Annotated in this window: 1 protein-coding gene; it reads left to right on the top strand. The window is 33.1% G+C overall.

Annotation, left to right across the window (positions count from 1 at the left end):
• The first annotated feature begins 339 nt into the window (after window positions 1-339).
• The gene (locus APAC_RS08010) at window positions 340-24,507 is read left to right on the top strand and encodes a DUF5801 repeats-in-toxin domain-containing protein (protein WP_130233619.1); all 24,168 of its coding nucleotides are present in this window, start codon (window positions 340-342) and stop codon (window positions 24,505-24,507) included.
• Window positions 24,508-24,509: the final 2 nt, after the last annotated feature.

Here is a 24,509-nt window from a genome sequence, read left to right as displayed (position 1 = left end):
TATATCAATCCTTTCAAATTCTTTGTTCTATCAACTCACGAATATTCTTGTGCAGAGATTCAAGTTGTAATATTGTTTCCATATCTTCTATATGGTATTGCATTACCCACCATGAAGCCTTTTTAGTATGAGCATGTAAAAGTACTAAATTAAGCGATGAGACTCATTCCAAGAGTATTAGCAAAAAGTTTGTGTTTTAATGCCAAACTTTTGTTTGCTTCAAAGATCTAAATCCAGAGTATTATAAACTTCTAAATTTTCTAATACTGTACTATAGTACAATTAGTAAATGACTAAAAATTGCTATTATAGTATATAAAATTTTACTAGGGACATACTATGGCAGAAACAATAGGAAAAGTACAAGAAGTAAATGGAAATTTTCAAATAGTAGATGAAAATGGTAATGCTGTTCAATTACAAGAAGGTTTAGAAGTTAAAATAGGTGATCAAATACAAGGAGTTGTTGAAGTAGTTAATGGACAAATACAACTTGTTGATGAGTCTGGAAATATTCTAGAGCTTATTGATGGACAAACTCTAAATACTTTAGATGAAACTACAGTTAATGCTAATCAGAATACGACTATTGAATTAAATAATGGGCAAGAAGTGATAGTAAATAATCAAAATAATTTACTATTAGATCAAACTGTTACAAATAATGCTCCAGTTGATTTTCAAGATACAGTTATAGATAATGATACATTAGATTCGTTAGAAAATGATTTAGTTAATGAAGAAAATTTAGTTGTTGAAAACGATAATGATAATAATGAAAATAATGAAGAAGAGCAAATTCAATCAGATTCATCAAAAGCTAGAGAATTAGATAGAAATGCTGATGTGGCAAATGTAATTGCTGACTTAAGAGAACCTGTTTTAAATTTTAGAGAAGAAGATGAAAATATTTTTGGTGATGATATTTTATTTACACAAGCTACATTATCAATAAGTGGAGCTTCTATTGTTTATGAAGGTAATGAAACAATATATACATTGTCACTTACTGAAACTGCCTCGACTGATATGTTAGTGACTTTATCTTATAGTGGTGTAGCAATTGATGGTACAGATTACACATCTATTAAAGAAGTAACTATTCCAGCAGGAGAAAAAGAAACAACCTTTATAATTGAAACTATTGATGATTATATCTCAGATAATAACGAGCCTTATACTATTGTAATTATAGATGCTGTAGGTGGTGGATTTGATAATTTATTTATTGATAGTCAGGCAGATAGAGTAACAACAACAATTATAGATGATTCAAAACCAAATACACCAAATGACCCAAGTGATCCAGAAGAGCCAGGAACATTAGATAGTGTAACAGTAAAATTAGTATCAACAGATATAAATGGAAATGAGATAGCACCAGCAACAATAGCAGAGGGTGAGACAGCATACTATAAAGCAATATTAGTAGATCCTTCAGGAAATCAAATAGTTGGAGCATCAGGTAATGTAGATATTACATTCACTGATGATAGTGCAAAAAGAACAGGAACAGCAGCTAATAGTGATTTAGACTTTGCAGGAACAAACCAAACAGTAGCATTAAATACAGTATTCTCTGCAAATGCCTTAGATGATTATGTAGCAGATTCTGGTGAAACATTTAATGTGCAAATAACAGATGATACATATACAAACGCAACTGCTTATGAAAATGTAATTCATGATACAACAGCAGTAGTAACAACAATAATAGATGATAATGATACAGTTTATGTAAAATTAACACAAGATTCAACAGTATACGAAGGTGAAAATTTAACTCATACTGTTACTCTTGTAGATTTAAATGGGGATCCAATAAGTCCTGCTTCAAATACATCAATTACAGTTAATCTTGAATATCCTACTTCAACTGATGAAACAGAAAACGTTGATTTTAATCCAACAAGAACGATTCAAGTGACAATTGGCAGTTCAGGTACAGCAACTATTTCAAATAGTGCTTTTGATGATATATTAGTTGAAGGAAGTGAAAGTTATAAATTAAAAATTTTAAGTATTCTAGATAATAATTCTACATATGAAAATATATTGCCAACTAACGATAATGTTATCGGTATTATTTATGATGATGTTGAACCTAATCCTGATACTTCAACAGTTAAAGAAGGTTCGAATACTATCACTGGCAATATCTTAACAAATGATGAAATTGGTATTAATGGTAAAATTACACAATTTGATTATACAGATGAAAGTGGAAATACACAGACAGCAACTTTAATTGGAGGAACAGCTTCTGTTGATACAATATATGGAAATATAACAGTAAATGAAAATGGTTCATACACATTTACTTCAGATCCAAAAGAAGATCATTCTTCAGGTGATTTAAGTGATATTATTACTTATACACTTAGTGATGGAACATTAACTGAAACATCAACTTTAACTATTACTGTAACAGATGACACACCAACAGCAGTAGTAGATACAAAATCTATCATAGAAGATGAAATAAGTGTAAGTGATAATGTATTTGATAGCTCAAATAATTCACAAGATGATGTAATAGGAGCAGATACAACAAGTACTCCAGTAACAGGAGTAAAAGCAGGTTCAGATACCTCTGCAGATGCAACTTCAAATGTAGCAAGTGATGTAATAGGGACTTATGGTAAAGTAAATATAGCAAGTGATGGATCTTATACATATACATTAGATAATGCAAACCTAAATGTTCAAGATTTAACAACAGGTGAAAGCTTAACAGATACATTTACTTATACGATTACAGATAGTGATGGAGATATAAGTACAACAACATTAACTATTACAATTAATGGTGCAGATGATGGAGTTGAGCTTACAGTTCCAACAGGACAAAGTGTAAATGAGAGTGGATTAGCAGATGGAAGTAATCCAAATGATAGTGATATAGTAGATTCAAGCTTTACTTTTAAAACTCTAGATGGTTTATTAGAACTTGTAGTAGGTGGAACAACACTTAGTAAAACGCAAGTAGAAGCGATTACTTCAAGTAATACTACTACTATAGATACAGGTGAAGGTACACTAGTACTTAATGGATATAGTAAAGCAGCAGATGGAACAATCACAATAGATTATGAATATACATTAAAAGATAATGTGGATTCAACAACAATCACAAAAGATGATATAAGTATAACTGTAAAAGATACAGATACAACAGCAGATACTCAAACATCAATATTAAGTATAGCAATTGTAGATGACACACCAACAGCAACTCTAGATACAAACTCAATAAAAGAAGATGTTGCTAGTGTGACAGATAATGTATTTACAAATGATACAATAGGAGCAGATACAACAAGTACTCCAGTAACAGGAGTAAAAGCAGGTTCAGATACCTCTGCAGATGCAACTTCAAATGTAGCAAGTGATGTAATAGGGACTTATGGTAAAGTAAATATAGCAAGTGATGGATCTTATACATATACCTTAGATAATACAAACTTAGATGTACAAGATTTAACAACAGGTGAAACATTAACAGATACATTTACTTATACGATTACAGATAGTGATGGAGATATAAGTACAACCACATTAACAATAACAATAAATGGTGAAGATGATGGTGTAACTGTAACTGTTCCAAATGATACAACAGGAACAAAAGGACTTATAACTGATCATGTAGTATATGAGAGTGGATTAAGTGATGGAAGTGCACCAGATGTAAATGATTTAAAAGTAGATTCAAGCTTTACACTAAAAGCATTAGATGGCTTAAAAGATATAACAGTAGGTGGAACAACACTTAGTAAAACGCAAGTAGAAGCGATTACTTCAAGTAATACTACTACTATAGATACAAGTGAAGGTACACTAGTACTTAATGGATATAGTAAAGCAGCAGATGGAACAATTACAATAGGTTATAAATATACTCTAAAAGATAATCAAACACATACAAATGCAGAGTATACAGATGATATAGTAATAGTAGTAAATGATACAGATACAGATACAGATACGATTACTTCAACACTAAAAATCACAATAGTAGATGATGTGCCAACAGCAGTAGCAGATACAAATGCTATTACAGAAGATGCAAGTCCAAATACAGTAAGTGCTAATGTTATAAATAATACAACAGATGATTCTCAAGATGATATAGTAGGTGCAGATGGCGCAACTGTAACAGCTATTAAAAATTCAGCTGATACAGCTGGAACAGTTGGTTCTTCATTAAGTGGAATTTATGGATCAATTGTTTTAGATAGTACTGGAGCTTATACATATACATTAGATAATGCAAACCTAAATGTTCAAGATTTAACAACAGGTGAAAGCTTAACAGATACATTTACTTATACGATTACAGATAGTGATGGAGATATAAGTACAACAACATTAACTATTACAATTAATGGTGCAGATGATGGAGTTGAGCTTACAGTTCCAACAGGACAAAGTGTAAATGAGAGTGGATTAGCAGATGGAAGTAATCCAAATGATAGTGATATAGTAGATTCAAGCTTTACTTTTAAAACTCTAGATGGTTTATTAGAACTTGTAGTAGGTGGAACAACACTTAGTAAAACGCAAGTAGAAGCGATTACTTCAAGTAATACTACTACTATAGATACAGGTGAAGGTACATTAGTACTTAATGGTTACTCAAAAGCAGCAGATGGAACAGTAACAATAGATTATGTATATACATTAAAAGATAATGTGGATTCAACAACAATCACAAAAGATGATATAAGTATAACTGTAAAAGATACAGATACAACAGCAGATACTCAAACATCAATATTAAGTATAGCAATTGTAGATGACACACCAACAGCAACTCTAGATACAAACTCAATAAAAGAAGATGTTGCTAGTGTGACAGATAATGTATTTACAAATGATACAATAGGAGCAGATACAACAAGTACTCCAGTAACAGGAGTAAAAGCAGGTTCAGATACCTCTGCAGATGCAACTTCAAATGTAGCAAGTGATGTAATAGGGACTTATGGTAAAGTAAATATAGCAAGTGATGGATCTTATACATATACCTTAGATAATACAAACTTAGATGTACAAGATTTAACAACAGGTGAAACATTAACAGATACATTTACTTATACGATTACAGATAGTGATGGAGATATAAGTACAACCACATTAACAATAACAATAAATGGTGAAGATGATGGAGTTGAGCTTACAGTTCCAACAGGACAAAGTGTAAATGAGAGTGGATTAGCAGATGGAAGTAATCCAAATGATAGTGATATAGTAGATTCAAGCTTTACTTTTAAAACTCTAGATGGTTTATTAGAACTTGTAGTAGGTGGAACAACACTTAGTAAAACGCAAGTAGAAGCGATTACTTCAAGTAATACTACTACTATAGATACAGGTGAAGGTACATTAGTACTTAATGGTTACTCAAAAGCAGCAGATGGAACAGTAACAATAGATTATGTATATACATTAAAAGATAATGTGGATTCAACAACAATCACAAAAGATGATATAAGTATAACTGTAAAAGATACAGATACAACAGCAGATACTCAAACATCAATATTAAGTATAGCAATTGTAGATGATGGACCAACAGCATCAACAGCAACAGCAAATACAGCAGTAGCAGAGTTAGATGAGACAGGTGGATTAGATACAGTAACAATAATAGCTAATGATGTAACAGGATTATTTAATAGTGATGGATCATATGGACAAGATGGAGAAGGGACAACAAGATATAGTTTAAATGCAACAACAGTAAATACAGGTTTATTCCTAGTAAGTGATCAAGCCCATGCAAATGAGATAGTATTAGAATCAGATGGGAATGGTGGATATATAGGTAAAGCTGGGACTACAGAAGCATTTAGTGTAGCAATCAATGCAACAACAGGTGAGATTATAGTTATCCAAAAAGAGGAGTTAGATCATCCTTTAGAAGGAAGTAATCATAATGATGAGTTAAACCTAGATGCTGCAGGAATCAAAGTAGTACAAACAATCACAGATCAAGATAATGATAGTGTAACAACAACAAGTACAAATGCATTGGATATCGAGTTCTTAGATGATGGACCAACAGCATCAACAGCAACAGCAAATACAGCAGTAGCAGAGTTAGATGAGACAGGTGGATTAGATACAGTAACAATAATAGCTAATGATGTAACAGGATTATTTAATAGTGATGGATCATATGGACAAGATGGAGAAGGGACAACAAGATATAGTTTAAATGCAACAACAGTAAATACAGGTTTATTCCTAGTAAGTGATCAAGCCCATGCAAATGAGATAGTATTAGAATCAGATGGGAATGGTGGATATATAGGTAAAGCTGGGACTACAGAAGCATTTAGTGTAGCAATCAATGCAACAACAGGTGAGATTATAGTTATCCAAAAAGAGGAGTTAGATCATCCTTTAGAAGGAAGTAATCATAATGATGAGTTAAACCTAGATGCTGCAGGAATCAAAGTAGTACAAACAATCACAGATCAAGATAATGATAGTGTAACAACAACAAGTACAAATGCATTGGATATCGAGTTCTTAGATGATGGACCAACAGCATCAACAGCAACAGCAAATACAGCAGTAGCAGAGTTAGATGAGACAGGTGGATTAGATACAGTAACAATAATAGCTAATGATGTAACAGGATTATTTAATAGTGATGGATCATATGGACAAGATGGAGAAGGGACAACAAGATATAGTTTAAATGCAACAACAGTAAATACAGGTTTATTCCTAGTAAGTGATCAAGCCCATGCAAATGAGATAGTATTAGAATCAGATGGGAATGGTGGATATATAGGTAAAGCTGGGACTACAGAAGCATTTAGTGTAGCAATCAATGCAACAACAGGTGAGATTATAGTTATCCAAAAAGAGGAGTTAGATCATCCTTTAGAAGGAAGTAATCATAATGATGAGTTAAACCTAGATGCTGCAGGAATCAAAGTAGTACAAACAATCACAGATCAAGATAATGATAGTGTAACAACAACAAGTACAAATGCATTGGATATCGAGTTCTTAGATGATGGACCAACAGCATCAACAGCAACAGCAAATACAGCAGTAGCAGAGTTAGATGAGACAGGTGGATTAGATACAGTAACAATAATAGCTAATGATGTAACAGGATTATTTAATAGTGATGGATCATATGGACAAGATGGAGAAGGGACAACAAGATATAGTTTAAATGCAACAACAGTAAATACAGGTTTATTCCTAGTAAGTGATCAAGCCCATGCAAATGAGATAGTATTAGAATCAGATGGGAATGGTGGATATATAGGTAAAGCTGGGACTACAGAAGCATTTAGTGTAGCAATCAATGCAACAACAGGTGAGATTATAGTTATCCAAAAAGAGGAGTTAGATCATCCTTTAGAAGGAAGTAATCATAATGATGAGTTAAACCTAGATGCTGCAGGAATCAAAGTAGTACAAACAATCACAGATCAAGATAATGATAGTGTAACAACAACAAGTACAAATGCATTGGATATCGAGTTCTTAGATGATGGACCAACAGCATCAACAGCAACAGCAAATACAGCAGTAGCAGAGTTAGATGAGACAGGTGGATTAGATACAGTAACAATAATAGCTAATGATGTAACAGGATTATTTAATAGTGATGGATCATATGGACAAGATGGAGAAGGGACAACAAGATATAGTTTAAATGCAACAACAGTAAATACAGGTTTATTCCTAGTAAGTGATCAAGCCCATGCAAATGAGATAGTATTAGAATCAGATGGGAATGGTGGATATATAGGTAAAGCTGGGACTACAGAAGCATTTAGTGTAGCAATCAATGCAACAACAGGTGAGATTATAGTTATCCAAAAAGAGGAGTTAGATCATCCTTTAGAAGGAAGTAATCATAATGATGAGTTAAACCTAGATGCTGCAGGAATCAAAGTAGTACAAACAATCACAGATCAAGATAATGATAGTGTAACAACAACAAGTACAAATGCATTGGATATCGAGTTCTTAGATGATGGACCAACAGCATCAACAGCAACAGCAAATACAGCAGTAGCAGAGTTAGATGAGACAGGTGGATTAGATACAGTAACAATAATAGCTAATGATGTAACAGGATTATTTAATAGTGATGGATCATATGGACAAGATGGAGAAGGGACAACAAGATATAGTTTAAATGCAACAACAGTAAATACAGGTTTATTCCTAGTAAGTGATCAAGCCCATGCAAATGAGATAGTATTAGAATCAGATGGGAATGGTGGATATATAGGTAAAGCTGGGACTACAGAAGCATTTAGTGTAGCAATCAATGCAACAACAGGTGAGATTATAGTTATCCAAAAAGAGGAGTTAGATCATCCTTTAGAAGGAAGTAATCATAATGATGAGTTAAACCTAGATGCTGCAGGAATCAAAGTAGTACAAACAATCACAGATCAAGATAATGATAGTGTAACAACAACAAGTACAAATGCATTGGATATCGAGTTCTTAGATGATGGACCAACAGCATCAACAGCAACAGCAAATACAGCAGTAGCAGAGTTAGATGAGACAGGTGGATTAGATACAGTAACAATAATAGCTAATGATGTAACAGGATTATTTAATAGTGATGGATCATATGGACAAGATGGAGAAGGGACAACAAGATATAGTTTAAATGCAACAACAGTAAATACAGGTTTATTCCTAGTAAGTGATCAAGCCCATGCAAATGAGATAGTATTAGAATCAGATGGGAATGGTGGATATATAGGTAAAGCTGGGACTACAGAAGCATTTAGTGTAGCAATCAATGCAACAACAGGTGAGATTATAGTTATCCAAAAAGAGGAGTTAGATCATCCTTTAGAAGGAAGTAATCATAATGATGAGTTAAACCTAGATGCTGCAGGAATCAAAGTAGTACAAACAATCACAGATCAAGATAATGATAGTGTAACAACAACAAGTACAAATGCATTGGATATCGAGTTCTTAGATGATGGACCAACAGCATCAACAGCAACAGCAAATACAGCAGTAGCAGAGTTAGATGAGACAGGTGGATTAGATACAGTAACAATAATAGCTAATGATGTAACAGGATTATTTAATAGTGATGGATCATATGGACAAGATGGAGAAGGGACAACAAGATATAGTTTAAATGCAACAACAGTAAATACAGGTTTATTCCTAGTAAGTGATCAAGCCCATGCAAATGAGATAGTATTAGAATCAGATGGGAATGGTGGATATATAGGTAAAGCTGGGACTACAGAAGCATTTAGTGTAGCAATCAATGCAACAACAGGTGAGATTATAGTTATCCAAAAAGAGGAGTTAGATCATCCTTTAGAAGGAAGTAATCATAATGATGAGTTAAACCTAGATGCTGCAGGAATCAAAGTAGTACAAACAATCACAGATCAAGATAATGATAGTGTAACAACAACAAGTACAAATGCATTGGATATCGAGTTCTTAGATGATGGACCAACAGCATCAACAGCAACAGCAAATACAGCAGTAGCAGAGTTAGATGAGACAGGTGGATTAGATACAGTAACAATAATAGCTAATGATGTAACAGGATTATTTAATAGTGATGGATCATATGGACAAGATGGAGAAGGGACAACAAGATATAGTTTAAATGCAACAACAGTAAATACAGGTTTATTCCTAGTAAGTGATCAAGCCCATGCAAATGAGATAGTATTAGAATCAGATGGGAATGGTGGATATATAGGTAAAGCTGGGACTACAGAAGCATTTAGTGTAGCAATCAATGCAACAACAGGTGAGATTATAGTTATCCAAAAAGAGGAGTTAGATCATCCTTTAGAAGGAAGTAATCATAATGATGAGTTAAACCTAGATGCTGCAGGAATCAAAGTAGTACAAACAATCACAGATCAAGATAATGATAGTGTAACAACAACAAGTACAAATGCATTGGATATCGAGTTCTTAGATGATGGACCAACAGCATCAACAGCAACAGCAAATACAGCAGTAGCAGAGTTAGATGAGACAGGTGGATTAGATACAGTAACAATAATAGCTAATGATGTAACAGGATTATTTAATAGTGATGGATCATATGGACAAGATGGAGAAGGGACAACAAGATATAGTTTAAATGCAACAACAGTAAATACAGGTTTATTCCTAGTAAGTGATCAAGCCCATGCAAATGAGATAGTATTAGAATCAGATGGGAATGGTGGATATATAGGTAAAGCTGGGACTACAGAAGCATTTAGTGTAGCAATCAATGCAACAACAGGTGAGATTATAGTTATCCAAAAAGAGGAGTTAGATCATCCTTTAGAAGGAAGTAATCATAATGATGAGTTAAACCTAGATGCTGCAGGAATCAAAGTAGTACAAACAATCACAGATCAAGATAATGATAGTGTAACAACAACAAGTACAAATGCATTGGATATCGAGTTCTTAGATGATGGACCAACAGCATCAACAGCAACAGCAAATACAGCAGTAGCAGAGTTAGATGAGACAGGTGGATTAGATACAGTAACAATAATAGCTAATGATGTAACAGGATTATTTAATAGTGATGGATCATATGGACAAGATGGAGAAGGGACAACAAGATATAGTTTAAATGCAACAACAGTAAATACAGGTTTATTCCTAGTAAGTGATCAAGCCCATGCAAATGAGATAGTATTAGAATCAGATGGGAATGGTGGATATATAGGTAAAGCTGGGACTACAGAAGCATTTAGTGTAGCAATCAATGCAACAACAGGTGAGATTATAGTTATCCAAAAAGAGGAGTTAGATCATCCTTTAGAAGGAAGTAATCATAATGATGAGTTAAACCTAGATGCTGCAGGAATCAAAGTAGTACAAACAATCACAGATCAAGATAATGATAGTGTAACAACAACAAGTACAAATGCATTGGATATCGAGTTCTTAGATGATGGACCAACAGCATCAACAGCAACAGCAAATACAGCAGTAGCAGAGTTAGATGAGACAGGTGGATTAGATACAGTAACAATAATAGCTAATGATGTAACAGGATTATTTAATAGTGATGGATCATATGGACAAGATGGAGAAGGGACAACAAGATATAGTTTAAATGCAACAACAGTAAATACAGGTTTATTCCTAGTAAGTGATCAAGCCCATGCAAATGAGATAGTATTAGAATCAGATGGGAATGGTGGATATATAGGTAAAGCTGGGACTACAGAAGCATTTAGTGTAGCAATCAATGCAACAACAGGTGAGATTATAGTTATCCAAAAAGAGGAGTTAGATCATCCTTTAGAAGGAAGTAATCATAATGATGAGTTAAACCTAGATGCTGCAGGAATCAAAGTAGTACAAACAATCACAGATCAAGATAATGATAGTGTAACAACAACAAGTACAAATGCATTGGATATCGAGTTCTTAGATGATGGACCAACAGCATCAACAGCAACAGCAAATACAGCAGTAGCAGAGTTAGATGAGACAGGTGGATTAGATACAGTAACAATAATAGCTAATGATGTAACAGGATTATTTAATAGTGATGGATCATATGGACAAGATGGAGAAGGGACAACAAGATATAGTTTAAATGCAACAACAGTAAATACAGGTTTATTCCTAGTAAGTGATCAAGCCCATGCAAATGAGATAGTATTAGAATCAGATGGGAATGGTGGATATATAGGTAAAGCTGGGACTACAGAAGCATTTAGTGTAGCAATCAATGCAACAACAGGTGAGATTATAGTTATCCAAAAAGAGGAGTTAGATCATCCTTTAGAAGGAAGTAATCATAATGATGAGTTAAACCTAGATGCTGCAGGAATCAAAGTAGTACAAACAATCACAGATCAAGATAATGATAGTGTAACAACAACAAGTACAAATGCATTGGATATCGAGTTCTTAGATGATGGACCAACAGCATCAACAGCAACAGCAAATACAGCAGTAGCAGAGTTAGATGAGACAGGTGGATTAGATACAGTAACAATAATAGCTAATGATGTAACAGGATTATTTAATAGTGATGGATCATATGGACAAGATGGAGAAGGGACAACAAGATATAGTTTAAATGCAACAACAGTAAATACAGGTTTATTCCTAGTAAGTGATCAAGCCCATGCAAATGAGATAGTATTAGAATCAGATGGGAATGGTGGATATATAGGTAAAGCTGGGACTACAGAAGCATTTAGTGTAGCAATCAATGCAACAACAGGTGAGATTATAGTTATCCAAAAAGAGGAGTTAGATCATCCTTTAGAAGGAAGTAATCATAATGATGAGTTAAACCTAGATGCTGCAGGAATCAAAGTAGTACAAACAATCACAGATCAAGATAATGATAGTGTAACAACAACAAGTACAAATGCATTGGATATCGAGTTCTTAGATGATGGACCAACAGCATCAACAGCAACAGCAAATACAGCAGTAGCAGAGTTAGATGAGACAGGTGGATTAGATACAGTAACAATAATAGCTAATGATGTAACAGGATTATTTAATAGTGATGGATCATATGGACAAGATGGAGAAGGGACAACAAGATATAGTTTAAATGCAACAACAGTAAATACAGGTTTATTCCTAGTAAGTGATCAAGCCCATGCAAATGAGATAGTATTAGAATCAGATGGGAATGGTGGATATATAGGTAAAGCTGGGACTACAGAAGCATTTAGTGTAGCAATCAATGCAACAACAGGTGAGATTATAGTTATCCAAAAAGAGGAGTTAGATCATCCTTTAGAAGGAAGTAATCATAATGATGAGTTAAACCTAGATGCTGCAGGAATCAAAGTAGTACAAACAATCACAGATCAAGATAATGATAGTGTAACAACAACAAGTACAAATGCATTGGATATCGAGTTCTTAGATGATGGACCAACAGCATCAACAGCAACAGCAAATACAGCAGTAGCAGAGTTAGATGAGACAGGTGGATTAGATACAGTAACAATAATAGCTAATGATGTAACAGGATTATTTAATAGTGATGGATCATATGGACAAGATGGAGAAGGGACAACAAGATATAGTTTAAATGCAACAACAGTAAATACAGGTTTATTCCTAGTAAGTGATCAAGCCCATGCAAATGAGATAGTATTAGAATCAGATGGGAATGGTGGATATATAGGTAAAGCTGGGACTACAGAAGCATTTAGTGTAGCAATCAATGCAACAACAGGTGAGATTATAGTTATCCAAAAAGAGGAGTTAGATCATCCTTTAGAAGGAAGTAATCATAATGATGAGTTAAACCTAGATGCTGCAGGAATCAAAGTAGTACAAACAATCACAGATCAAGATAATGATAGTGTAACAACAACAAGTACAAATGCATTGGATATCGAGTTCTTAGATGATGGACCAACAGCATCAACAGCAACAGCAAATACAGCAGTAGCAGAGTTAGATGAGACAGGTGGATTAGATACAGTAACAATAATAGCTAATGATGTAACAGGATTATTTAATAGTGATGGATCATATGGACAAGATGGAGAAGGGACAACAAGATATAGTTTAAATGCAACAACAGTAAATACAGGTTTATTCCTAGTAAGTGATCAAGCCCATGCAAATGAGATAGTATTAGAATCAGATGGGAATGGTGGATATATAGGTAAAGCTGGGACTACAGAAGCATTTAGTGTAGCAATCAATGCAACAACAGGTGAGATTATAGTTATCCAAAAAGAGGAGTTAGATCATCCTTTAGAAGGAAGTAATCATAATGATGAGTTAAACCTAGATGCTGCAGGAATCAAAGTAGTACAAACAATCACAGATCAAGATAATGATAGTGTAACAACAACAAGTACAAATGCATTGGATATCGAGTTCTTAGATGATGGACCAACAGCATCAACAGCAACAGCAAATACAGCAGTAGCAGAGTTAGATGAGACAGGTGGATTAGATACAGTAACAATAATAGCTAATGATGTAACAGGATTATTTAATAGTGATGGATCATATGGACAAGATGGAGAAGGGACAACAAGATATAGTTTAAATGCAACAACAGTAAATACAGGTTTATTCCTAGTAAGTGATCAAGCCCATGCAAATGAGATAGTATTAGAATCAGATGGGAATGGTGGATATATAGGTAAAGCTGGGACTACAGAAGCATTTAGTGTAGCAATCAATGCAACAACAGGTGAGATTATAGTTATCCAAAAAGAGGAGTTAGATCATCCTTTAGAAGGAAGTAATCATAATGATGAGTTAAACCTAGATGCTGCAGGAATCAAAGTAGTACAAACAATCACAGATCAAGATAATGATAGTGTAACAACAACAAGTACAAATGCATTGGATATCGAGTTCTTAGATGATGGACCAACAGCATCAACAGCAACAGCAAATACAGCAGTAGCAGAGTTAGATGAGACAGGTGGATTAGATACAGTAACAATAATAGCTAATGATGTAACAGGATTATTTAATAGTGATGGATCATATGGACAAGATGGAGAAGGGACAACAAGATATAGTTTAAATGCAACAACAGTAAATACAGGTTTATTCCTAGTAAGTGATCAAGCCCATGCAAATGAGATAGTATTAGAATCAGATGGGAATGGTGGATATATAGGTAAAGCTGGGACTACAGAAGCATTTAGTGTAGCAATCAATGCAACAACAGGTGAGATTATAGTTATCCAAAAAGAGGAGTTAGATCATCCTTTAGAAGGAAGTAATCATAATGATGAGTTAAACCTAGATGCTGCAGGAATCAAAGTAGTACAAACAATCACAGATCAAGATAATGATAGTGTAACAACAACAAGTACAAATGCATTGGATATCGAGTTCTTAGATGATGGACCAACAGCATCAACAGCAACAGCAAATACAGCAGTAGCAGAGTTAGATGAGACAGGTGGATTAGATACAGTAACAATAATAGCTAATGATGTAACAGGATTATTTAATAGTGATGGATCATATGGACAAGATGGAGAAGGGACAACAAGATATAGTTTAAATGCAACAACAGTAAATACAGGTTTATTCCTAGTAAGTGATCAAGCCCATGCAAATGAGATAGTATTAGAATCAGATGGGAATGGTGGATATATAGGTAAAGCTGGGACTACAGAAGCATTTAGTGTAGCAATCAATGCAACAACAGGTGAGATTATAGTTATCCAAAAAGAGGAGTTAGATCATCCTTTAGAAGGAAGTAATCATAATGATGAGTTAAACCTAGATGCTGCAGGAATCAAAGTAGTACAAACAATCACAGATCAAGATAATGATAGTGTAACAACAACAAGTACAAATGCATTGGATATCGAGTTCTTAGATGATGGACCAACAGCATCAACAGCAACAGCAAATACAGCAGTAGCAGAGTTAGATGAGACAGGTGGATTAGATACAGTAACAATAATAGCTAATGATGTAACAGGATTATTTAATAGTGATGGATCATATGGACAAGATGGAGAAGGGACAACAAGATATAGTTTAAATGCAACAACAGTAAATACAGGTTTATTCCTAGTAAGTGATCAAGCCCATGCAAATGAGATAGTATTAGAATCAGATGGGAATGGTGGATATATAGGTAAAGCTGGGACTACAGAAGCATTTAGTGTAGCAATCAATGCAACAACAGGTGAGATTATAGTTATCCAAAAAGAGGAGTTAGATCATCCTTTAGAAGGAAGTAATCATAATGATGAGTTAAACCTAGATGCTGCAGGAATCAAAGTAGTACAAACAATCACAGATCAAGATAATGATAGTGTAACAACAACAAGTACAAATGCATTGGATATCGAGTTCTTAGATGATGGACCAACAGCAGTAAATGATAGTAAATCAGTAGAAGAAGGTGCTGTAAAAGTTACTGGAAATGTAATTACTAATGATACACAAGGTGCTGATGGAGCTGTATTAAAAGATTTTACTTATACCGATGGTACTGGTGCTACAGTTTCTAATTCTATTAACTTTGGGATTGATTTGACAACTCCAACTGGTACTTTAAAAGTAAATCAAGACGGTTCATGGGAATTTACACCAATTAGTTCTGTAGACCATGATGATTCAGGAACACTAGGAAGTTTTACTTACACGCTTATAGATGGTGATGGCGATATTTCAAATAGTGCTACAAACACTATAACAGTTACGGACACTACACCTAAAGTAGGTACAGTAGCAACCGTAAGTGTAGATGAAGATGATTTACCTACAATTGGAACTTCTCCAGATAATAACGCATTAACTGTTGAATCATCATTAGAGATAACTGCAGGTCAAGATGCTTTTGATACTATCTTTGATATTACAGAAGGTGCTGTTAGTGGACTTACAAGTAATGGAAGTCAAATATATTATTGGTTAGATAGTACTAGTAAAGTTTTAACCGCATCAACATCATCTACTGAAAGTGGAGTAAACTCAGGGAATACAATATTTACTGATACTTTAAGTACTACTACAGCAGCGTCAGCTAAACACACTTTTGTATTAAGTGGTGTAATAGACCATGACAATGCAGATGGACAAAATACAAAACCTTTAACGTTTAATTATGATGTTATAGATATAGATGGAAGTAAAGCAGATGGAAGTTTTATTGTAAATATAATAGATGATATTCCAGAAGCTAAAAATGATAATCAATCAACTCCTAAAACAGTGGTAGAAAATGCAAGTGCTATAAGTGGTAATGTCATAACAAACATAAATGATGATGGGGCTGATGTTGGAGGAGCTGATAGTAATTTAAAACTAGTTGACTTTACATATGACACAAACCAAACATATACTTTTGGAACAAGTGATGATGGTACAGATGCTAATGGAGCTTATAAAAAAGTTACTACAGCTAATGGAACATTAAAAGTTTGGGAAAATGGAGATTGGTTATTTACTCCAAATGCAAGTGTAGATAATAGTTCTGGAAATGTTAATGCTAACTTCGATTATACTATTGAAGATTATGATGGTGATGAGAGTTCTGCTACTCAATATATAGATATTTTAGATGGTGCTGATCCAGTTGTAAATAATATAAATAATCCAGATATTGTAGTAAAAGAGGGTGATAGTAAAATAGTATTTGATAATACCACTCAAACATATACAACATATAACACATCAGGTTACAGTGAAACTATACCTTTTTCAACTACAGCCAATGAACACATACTTAACTTTACACAAGGAACAGATAAAGCTGGAATAGTAGAGTTTACTTTTGCAGGAACTACTAAAACTATTTTAGAAGATGGTTCAAATACAGTTACTTCAGCAGCAGATGGAACACTTAAAGTTTATTATAATGGAAATTGGGAGTATACACCTCCATCAAGTTTCTCACATCCAGGTACCAGTGGAAGTGATGATATATTAGATGATTTGAATTTCACATATGTTGTAAAAGATGTTGAAGGTGATGAAGCTAGTGTAACTGGTTCTCAAAATATTACTATCATGGATACAGCACCAAGTATTGGTGCAAATGAAGATATGAGTGTTAGTGAAAATGATTTACAAGGGCTTACAGGAAATTCTGTTATAGTTGATGCAACTACAGATGGAACGGATACTACAGGAAGTCTTGGAATAACAAAACTTCAAGATAGTATAGTTGTTACATTTGATGGAATAACTGATAAACAAAATAGTGGCTTAACAAGTTCTGGAGATACGGTGTATTATCATTTAAATGGAGATACACTAACTGCAGCAACTACAAATGATGATACTGCTATAACTAATGCTAACACAGTTTTTGTTTTAAATTTAAATGATACTACAAGTGCTAGTGCCAATTATGATTTTAAACTTTATAATGAAATTGATCATAGTGGAGCTGATGATGTAAATAAAACAATTACATTTGGATATAAGGTTACTGATAGTGATGGAGATGTAGCAACATCAAATTTTGATGTAACTATTGTGGATTCAACTCCAGAAGCAAGTCCTGCAATAATAAGTACTAATGAAGATACTGCAGTTACTTTCTTTTTATCAGATGAAGCATTTAATGGAGGTATAACTGTAGGTAATTCAACTGATCAAAATGGTAATGCAGTAACGGTTAGTGCAACAACTATTACATCAGGAGGAAGTATTACTCTTTCTGGAAATATAGAAAATGCAACAAGTCAGACTATAGGTACTTTAACAAATAATGGTGATGGTTCTTTAACTTTTACTCCAACAGCTGATTATAGTGGAACACCTAGTTTTAATTATACTGTAACAGATAATGATGGTGATACAGCAAGTGGTACAGTAGATATAAATGTTTTACCAATAGTTGATGATATAGATTATGTTGGTATTGGTGCAACATTAGAGAGTGGGAAATATAAATTAACTGATTTAGATATAAATGAAGATAATTTAATTGATGGTAATAGCGATGGGCAAGAAGATAGTACAGTTAAGCTTGACCTTTCAATACCAAATCCAAATGCACACCTTGGAGAAAGTGATGGAAGTGAAGAGAATGTAGATGTTTCACAAATTACTATAAGCGATATAGCTATTGGTGCAACTATTGAATATAAAGATGGTAGCAATGCAGATGTTTCATTTACTGCAAGTTCAGGAAATACATCTGTAACTATTCTTGTTGCAAATAATTCAACAAACGTAAAATATATACCTGTAGCAGATACAAATGTAGATAATACTTTAAAATATACTTTTACAGTTACAGATGCTCCTGATAATAACAATGATTCTACAACTGATAAAGAACATGATGGTACTACAGACTTACTTGATACAAAAGAGTTTACTCTTTATCAAGATATAAATATAAGTGGTGTTGCAGATGATACTACAATTGGAACTACTAGTCAAACTGGAGATGAAGATACTTGGTTAGATATAGATTCATTTATTACTTCAAAAAGTTTTGGAGATAGTAGTGATGGTAGTGAAACTCATATAATAAGACTTGAAATAGCAAAAACTGAATTCCCAGATGGAGATATTCCTACATTTAAATATAGTGGAAAATCAAGTACTAACTTTACACTTCAAGATGGAAAATATGTTGCTGAGATACCAGAAGATAAATTTACATCTGCTCAAATTAAGATGCCTTCAGATTATAGTGGAAGTGTTGATATTGATGTGTTTGCTATATCTTATGAAGATGATTGGTCAAATATACCTACTGGAATATTACCTTCCACTCACGAGTCAATATCTGAATTGGGATATGATGAGTCTAAAAGTACTGTAAGCATATCTTTCACACCAGATGCAAATGATTCTAGGATAAATAGTGCAGGAAACACTGGTTCTGAAGATACAAAAATAGATATGAATATTAGTATAGATATGAATAGGGATGATGATGGAAGTGAAACAATATCAAGTGCTAAGATATCGAGTTTACCATCAGATGTAAAGATATATGATTCAAGTGATAATTTACTATTTGATAATACAAGTACAGGTGCTGATAATGGAAACACAGAGTTTATCTTAGACTTTAGTGGTTTAAATGAATCCCAAAAAGAGGCATTAATTGAAGGTCTTCAAATTCTACCGCCAGCTCATTCAAGTGCAGATTTAGAAGATTTAGTATTTAGTTTAACTATAGAAGATGTAACAGATGAAGATCTTAATGCTCAAACAAATACTAAAACAAATACCTTTGATATTATAGTTACTCCAGTTGCAGAAAGAACAGATAGTGATACTGCTGGAACAGTTGGAAAAGATATTATTACTCAAGGTAATCATACTTATACAACTAAAGCAAATGAAGATGAATTTTTTGATTTAAATACAGCAGATAGTGGCTTTTCTCTATCTTTAACAAATGAAGATAGTGTAGAAACAACAACTGTACTATTTACTCCAAAAGATGGAAGTGGAAATGAATTAGATGGTACTATATTTAAGTATGGAACTACAGAACTAACATATAATGGAACAGCAATAGAGATACCAGTATCTGAACTTTCTAACTTAGAAGTAAAAGCACCAGCTGAATACAGTGGAAAACTAGTATTGACTACTGAAGTTAAATCAATTGATTATGATGATGATGCTTCTGGAAAAGAAACTGCTAATACTCAAACAAGCTCAGGAGATACTTTGACTATCATTGTTGAACCTGTTGCTGATACTGTAACTGTTGCAATAAAACAGTCATTTGGAAATGAAGATGCAGGTAGAAATGATAATGGAGCAAGTGGGATTCCTTTAAATATAGGAATTACATCAGCAGATGATTCTGAAACATATGATTTAAGATTAAATGATATTCCAGATGGAGCACAGATATATTATAATGGTACTTTATATACTAACCCAAGTCCTGGTTCAACTTGGACATTAGATATTGAATCATTTGATAATGCAGGAGATCTTAGATATGTTCCAGAAGAAAATTCAAATGAAAATATCACATTAAATGTACAAGCAAAATCAACAGATGCTGTTACTGTGGATGGAAATGATATCACAGATGATACATCTTTTATTCCTGCAGATGGATTAGATGTTTTAGTAAATGTTAAAGGTGTAGGAGATAAGCCTACTCATGCTACTCTTGCAACAGAAACAATAACTGATACAAATAGCAACTCAAATACTTACAATAAAATTGTTGCAGAAGATACAGATTCTATTTTATTAAAAGATTTATTTGACTCAAGTACTCCAAACTTTACTTCAGTTGATACAGATGGTTCTGAGTCATTGTTTGTAACTATTACAGGAGTGCCTGCAGGATTTGATATCTCATCTCCTGCTGTTTTATTAAGTGGTAGTGGTACATCAAGAGAGTGGTTAGTTGAAAAAGATAACTTTGATAGTGTGACTTTAGTAATTCCTGAAAATTATAGTGGAGAAGTAAATAGTATAAAATTAAAACTTCAAACAATTGAAGATGATGGAAACAAATCAACAATTACTACAGTAGATACTTCGATTTTAGTAACTCCAGAAATTGATGGAAGTATCAATAAAAATACAACTCAAAATGAAGATACAATACAAACATTAGCTTTTGCTTTTAACAATGGTGGTGATTCAAATGAAGCTCTAACTTCTCTTCAAATCGATACTGATAGTATTAGTTTAACTGGAGTTAGCCTATTTAAAAATGGAATAGATATTACTGGTAATGGATGGGTAAATGTAGATGTTGATAGTGATGTTATCACAGCTTCAATACCTGCTGATTTAGATACAGATTATAGTTTCCCAATTAGATACACTATGAGTGATACAACAAATGATAGCTCTTCTTATACTGATACAACAATTGGTGATAGTACTTATGATTCAACAAATACAAACTACACAACAGCTACATATAATGTAACAGTAAATGCCGTAACTGATACAGCAACATTTACTTTAGATGAATTTACAGATATTGACGGTGACGGTACTAATGATATTACTTATAATAGTGGAACTCAAACAGTTACAGTAAATGCAAATACAAAATTCCAAGTGCCACTTCATTTAACAGCTGATGATATGGCAAGTGAAAGTTCAAATGGACAAGATTTAGATAGTGAAACAATAAGTAATACCGTTACTCTTTATAATGTACCAAGTGGAATTTATGTAAATGATGGTACATATTATGGAAATGGTATCTGGAGTGTTGAGATAAGCGATGATTTAACATTGGATCAAGTTTTAGGTGAGGTAAATAAAATATCATTTGAAGTTGGAAATACAAATTATCCTAATATAAATCAAGAAATTACAATTAATATTTCCCACCAAGATGTAGGAGCAGATGTTCTAACAAATACACAAACATTTACTTTAGTAATAGATGGAGATACTTTTAGCAATACTGATACAGGGGATATTACACCTATTGATTTAGAAGTGAGTGAAAAAATACCAACAAATCTTACTGAAGATAGAGGAACACCATTGAGTGATTTAGTAGAAGTAGCAGATGGGATAGTGGGTAATGACACTGGTGATTTCGTTATTTTAGTTTCAAACTTAAATGGAGCAACAATTTCTGGTATGCAATTAATCACACAAAATGGTAATAGTTTTTACTCTCTTCCTGGAGATGGAACGTATACAGATATTCAAACAGCATTAGAATCAATAACTATAACACCAAATTCTAATGAAAATATAAACACGCTTTCAAATGTAACTTTTGATTTTTCTATAGAAACTATAGGAACAAATAATACAAATACATATGATTTATCTTTAGATAAACAAATAGCCCCTGTTACAGATGAAACAGTTATAAATATATCAGGTTCAGATGTTGATGAAAATAGTAGTGATAATGTATTCACAATATCATTAAGTAATGATGCAGATGGAACAAGAACTCAAATAATAGATGGAAAAGTTTATTTACAACTTTCTGATAATGGTAATGGTGGTACATTTGTAGGAGATAACTTCACCCTACCAAGTGTTACAACAATAGCTGCAAATAGTGTGAGTGATGATCAAGGCAACTCTTTACCTGCGGGAGATTATTATGTAATAGAAAATGTTGATTATACAGACTCTTTAAGTATAAAATACACACCTAATACAAATGTGATTGCTCAAGATGTAATAGACATAAAAGCCTACACTATATCTAAAGAAGACCCAGAATCAAGCCCTTATACAACGCAAACTTTATTATCAAGTCAAACAGCTACTTATGATATAAAAGCTGTCAATGATGATATTACAGATTTTAATCCAAGTGCCAATGGAAATGAAGATGAAGTTGTAAACATCTCTTTACCTAACACAGTTGAATTAAATGATAATACAGAGTCAATAACAAGTGTTATACTAAAAGATATACCTTTTGGATATAAAGTTACTTATGATGGAGCTGAAGTTACAGGAACTCCTGTTGGTGTAGATGCTAATGGTGATTATATTTATGAGTATAGTTTTCTTGGTATTAGTGACATAACGACAGATATTGCAAAAATTGGTATTGAAAAAGTTGGTGTTGAGAATTTTAATGGAACAATTTCAGATGCAAAATTGAGTATAAGTTATGGAGAAACAGGTATTCCTAATAATACAGTAACTGAGAATTTTGATATTGTATTCAACCCTGTTGCAGATGAGTTGATTTCTTTTAATCCTACTGATGCCTTAGGTGATGAGTATGTAGATAGTAGTTCTCCTTGGACTAAAATAAACCTAAATACTAATGTTAAAGATGTAGATGGAAGTGAGACAGTTTATGTAGAGTTTACTAACCTTCCTGATGGAACTACATTTAGTTTAGATAATGGTAGTACGACAATAGCAGCTAGTAATATTAGTTATGATAGTGATACAGGAAAATATACAGTTGCTAATATTCCATATGATCAAATAAACTCACTTTATATTCAAACACCTACAGGATATAAAGGTGGTACAATTACAGTAGACGCATGGACTGTGGAAAGCTCAAATAATGACACTAGTACAAAAATAACAGGGAAAACTTTTGACATAGAACTTGAATCAAAAGCAAGTGGGGTAACTTCATTTACAAGTACAGTTGGAAATGAAGTAAATACTACAATAAGTGGTAAAAATGTTGTAAGTTCTGGATATGAAATATCTTTAACTATAGATAGTTTAGATTTATTAGATAAAGATGGAAGTGAGTCTTTATTTGTAAAACTATCTGGATTAGGGAATTCTTTTGATGTAGATGCTTCAAACTTGACAGGAGTAACAGCTACAAAAGTTGGAAGTGATTGGATAGTAGATATTGGAAGTGCAACTGATAGCCATTACGCTGATGCGATTACAGCACTTTCAAATGGAAATTTAAAACTAGTTTCTACAACTACAAGTGGTACAGTTAATACAATTAATGTAAGTGCATATTCTGAACTTGATGATGGAAGTAAATCAAGTGAAACAACAGTTTCAAATGTTGCTTTAAATACTACTGTTGATACAACAGAAGATATGGATGGAACAGCAAATAATGATATTATTCAAGGTAGCAGTAATGCTGACACTATAAATGGTCAAGGTGGAGATGATGAAATCAATGGTGGTTCAGGAAATGATGTTTTAAATGGTGGAAATGGAGTTGATACTATTGATGGTGGAGCAGGAGCTGATATTATAAACGGTGATGGTGGAAATGATACTATAAACTTTGATGGAAGTGATACTGTTGATGGTGGAACTGGAACTGATACTTTAGTTTTAGATAGTGGTATAGACTTATCAGATGTATCAAATATTTCTAACATAGAAAAAATAGATTTAACTCAAAATGGAGATCATGATATTACAGGACTTTCATTACAAGATGTTATTGATATGACAGATAGTGATAATGATTTGGAGATACTTGGAGATGCTTCTGATAATGTTCAGTTAGTAAATGAAGCTGGTAAAACATGGTCAACTAATAACGTTGTAGATGGTGATGGTAATAAAACTTATACAAATATAGGTGATGCTAGTGTTACGTTAAAAATAGATCAAGATATAAACATAAACATAATATAAAA

Source organism: Malaciobacter pacificus, assembly GCF_004214795.1.
GTDB classification, from domain to species: Bacteria; Campylobacterota; Campylobacteria; order Campylobacterales; family Arcobacteraceae; genus Malaciobacter_A; species Malaciobacter_A pacificus.
The sequence above is the reverse complement of the archived record's forward strand: the minus strand, read 5'-3'. Positions and strand labels throughout refer to the sequence as shown.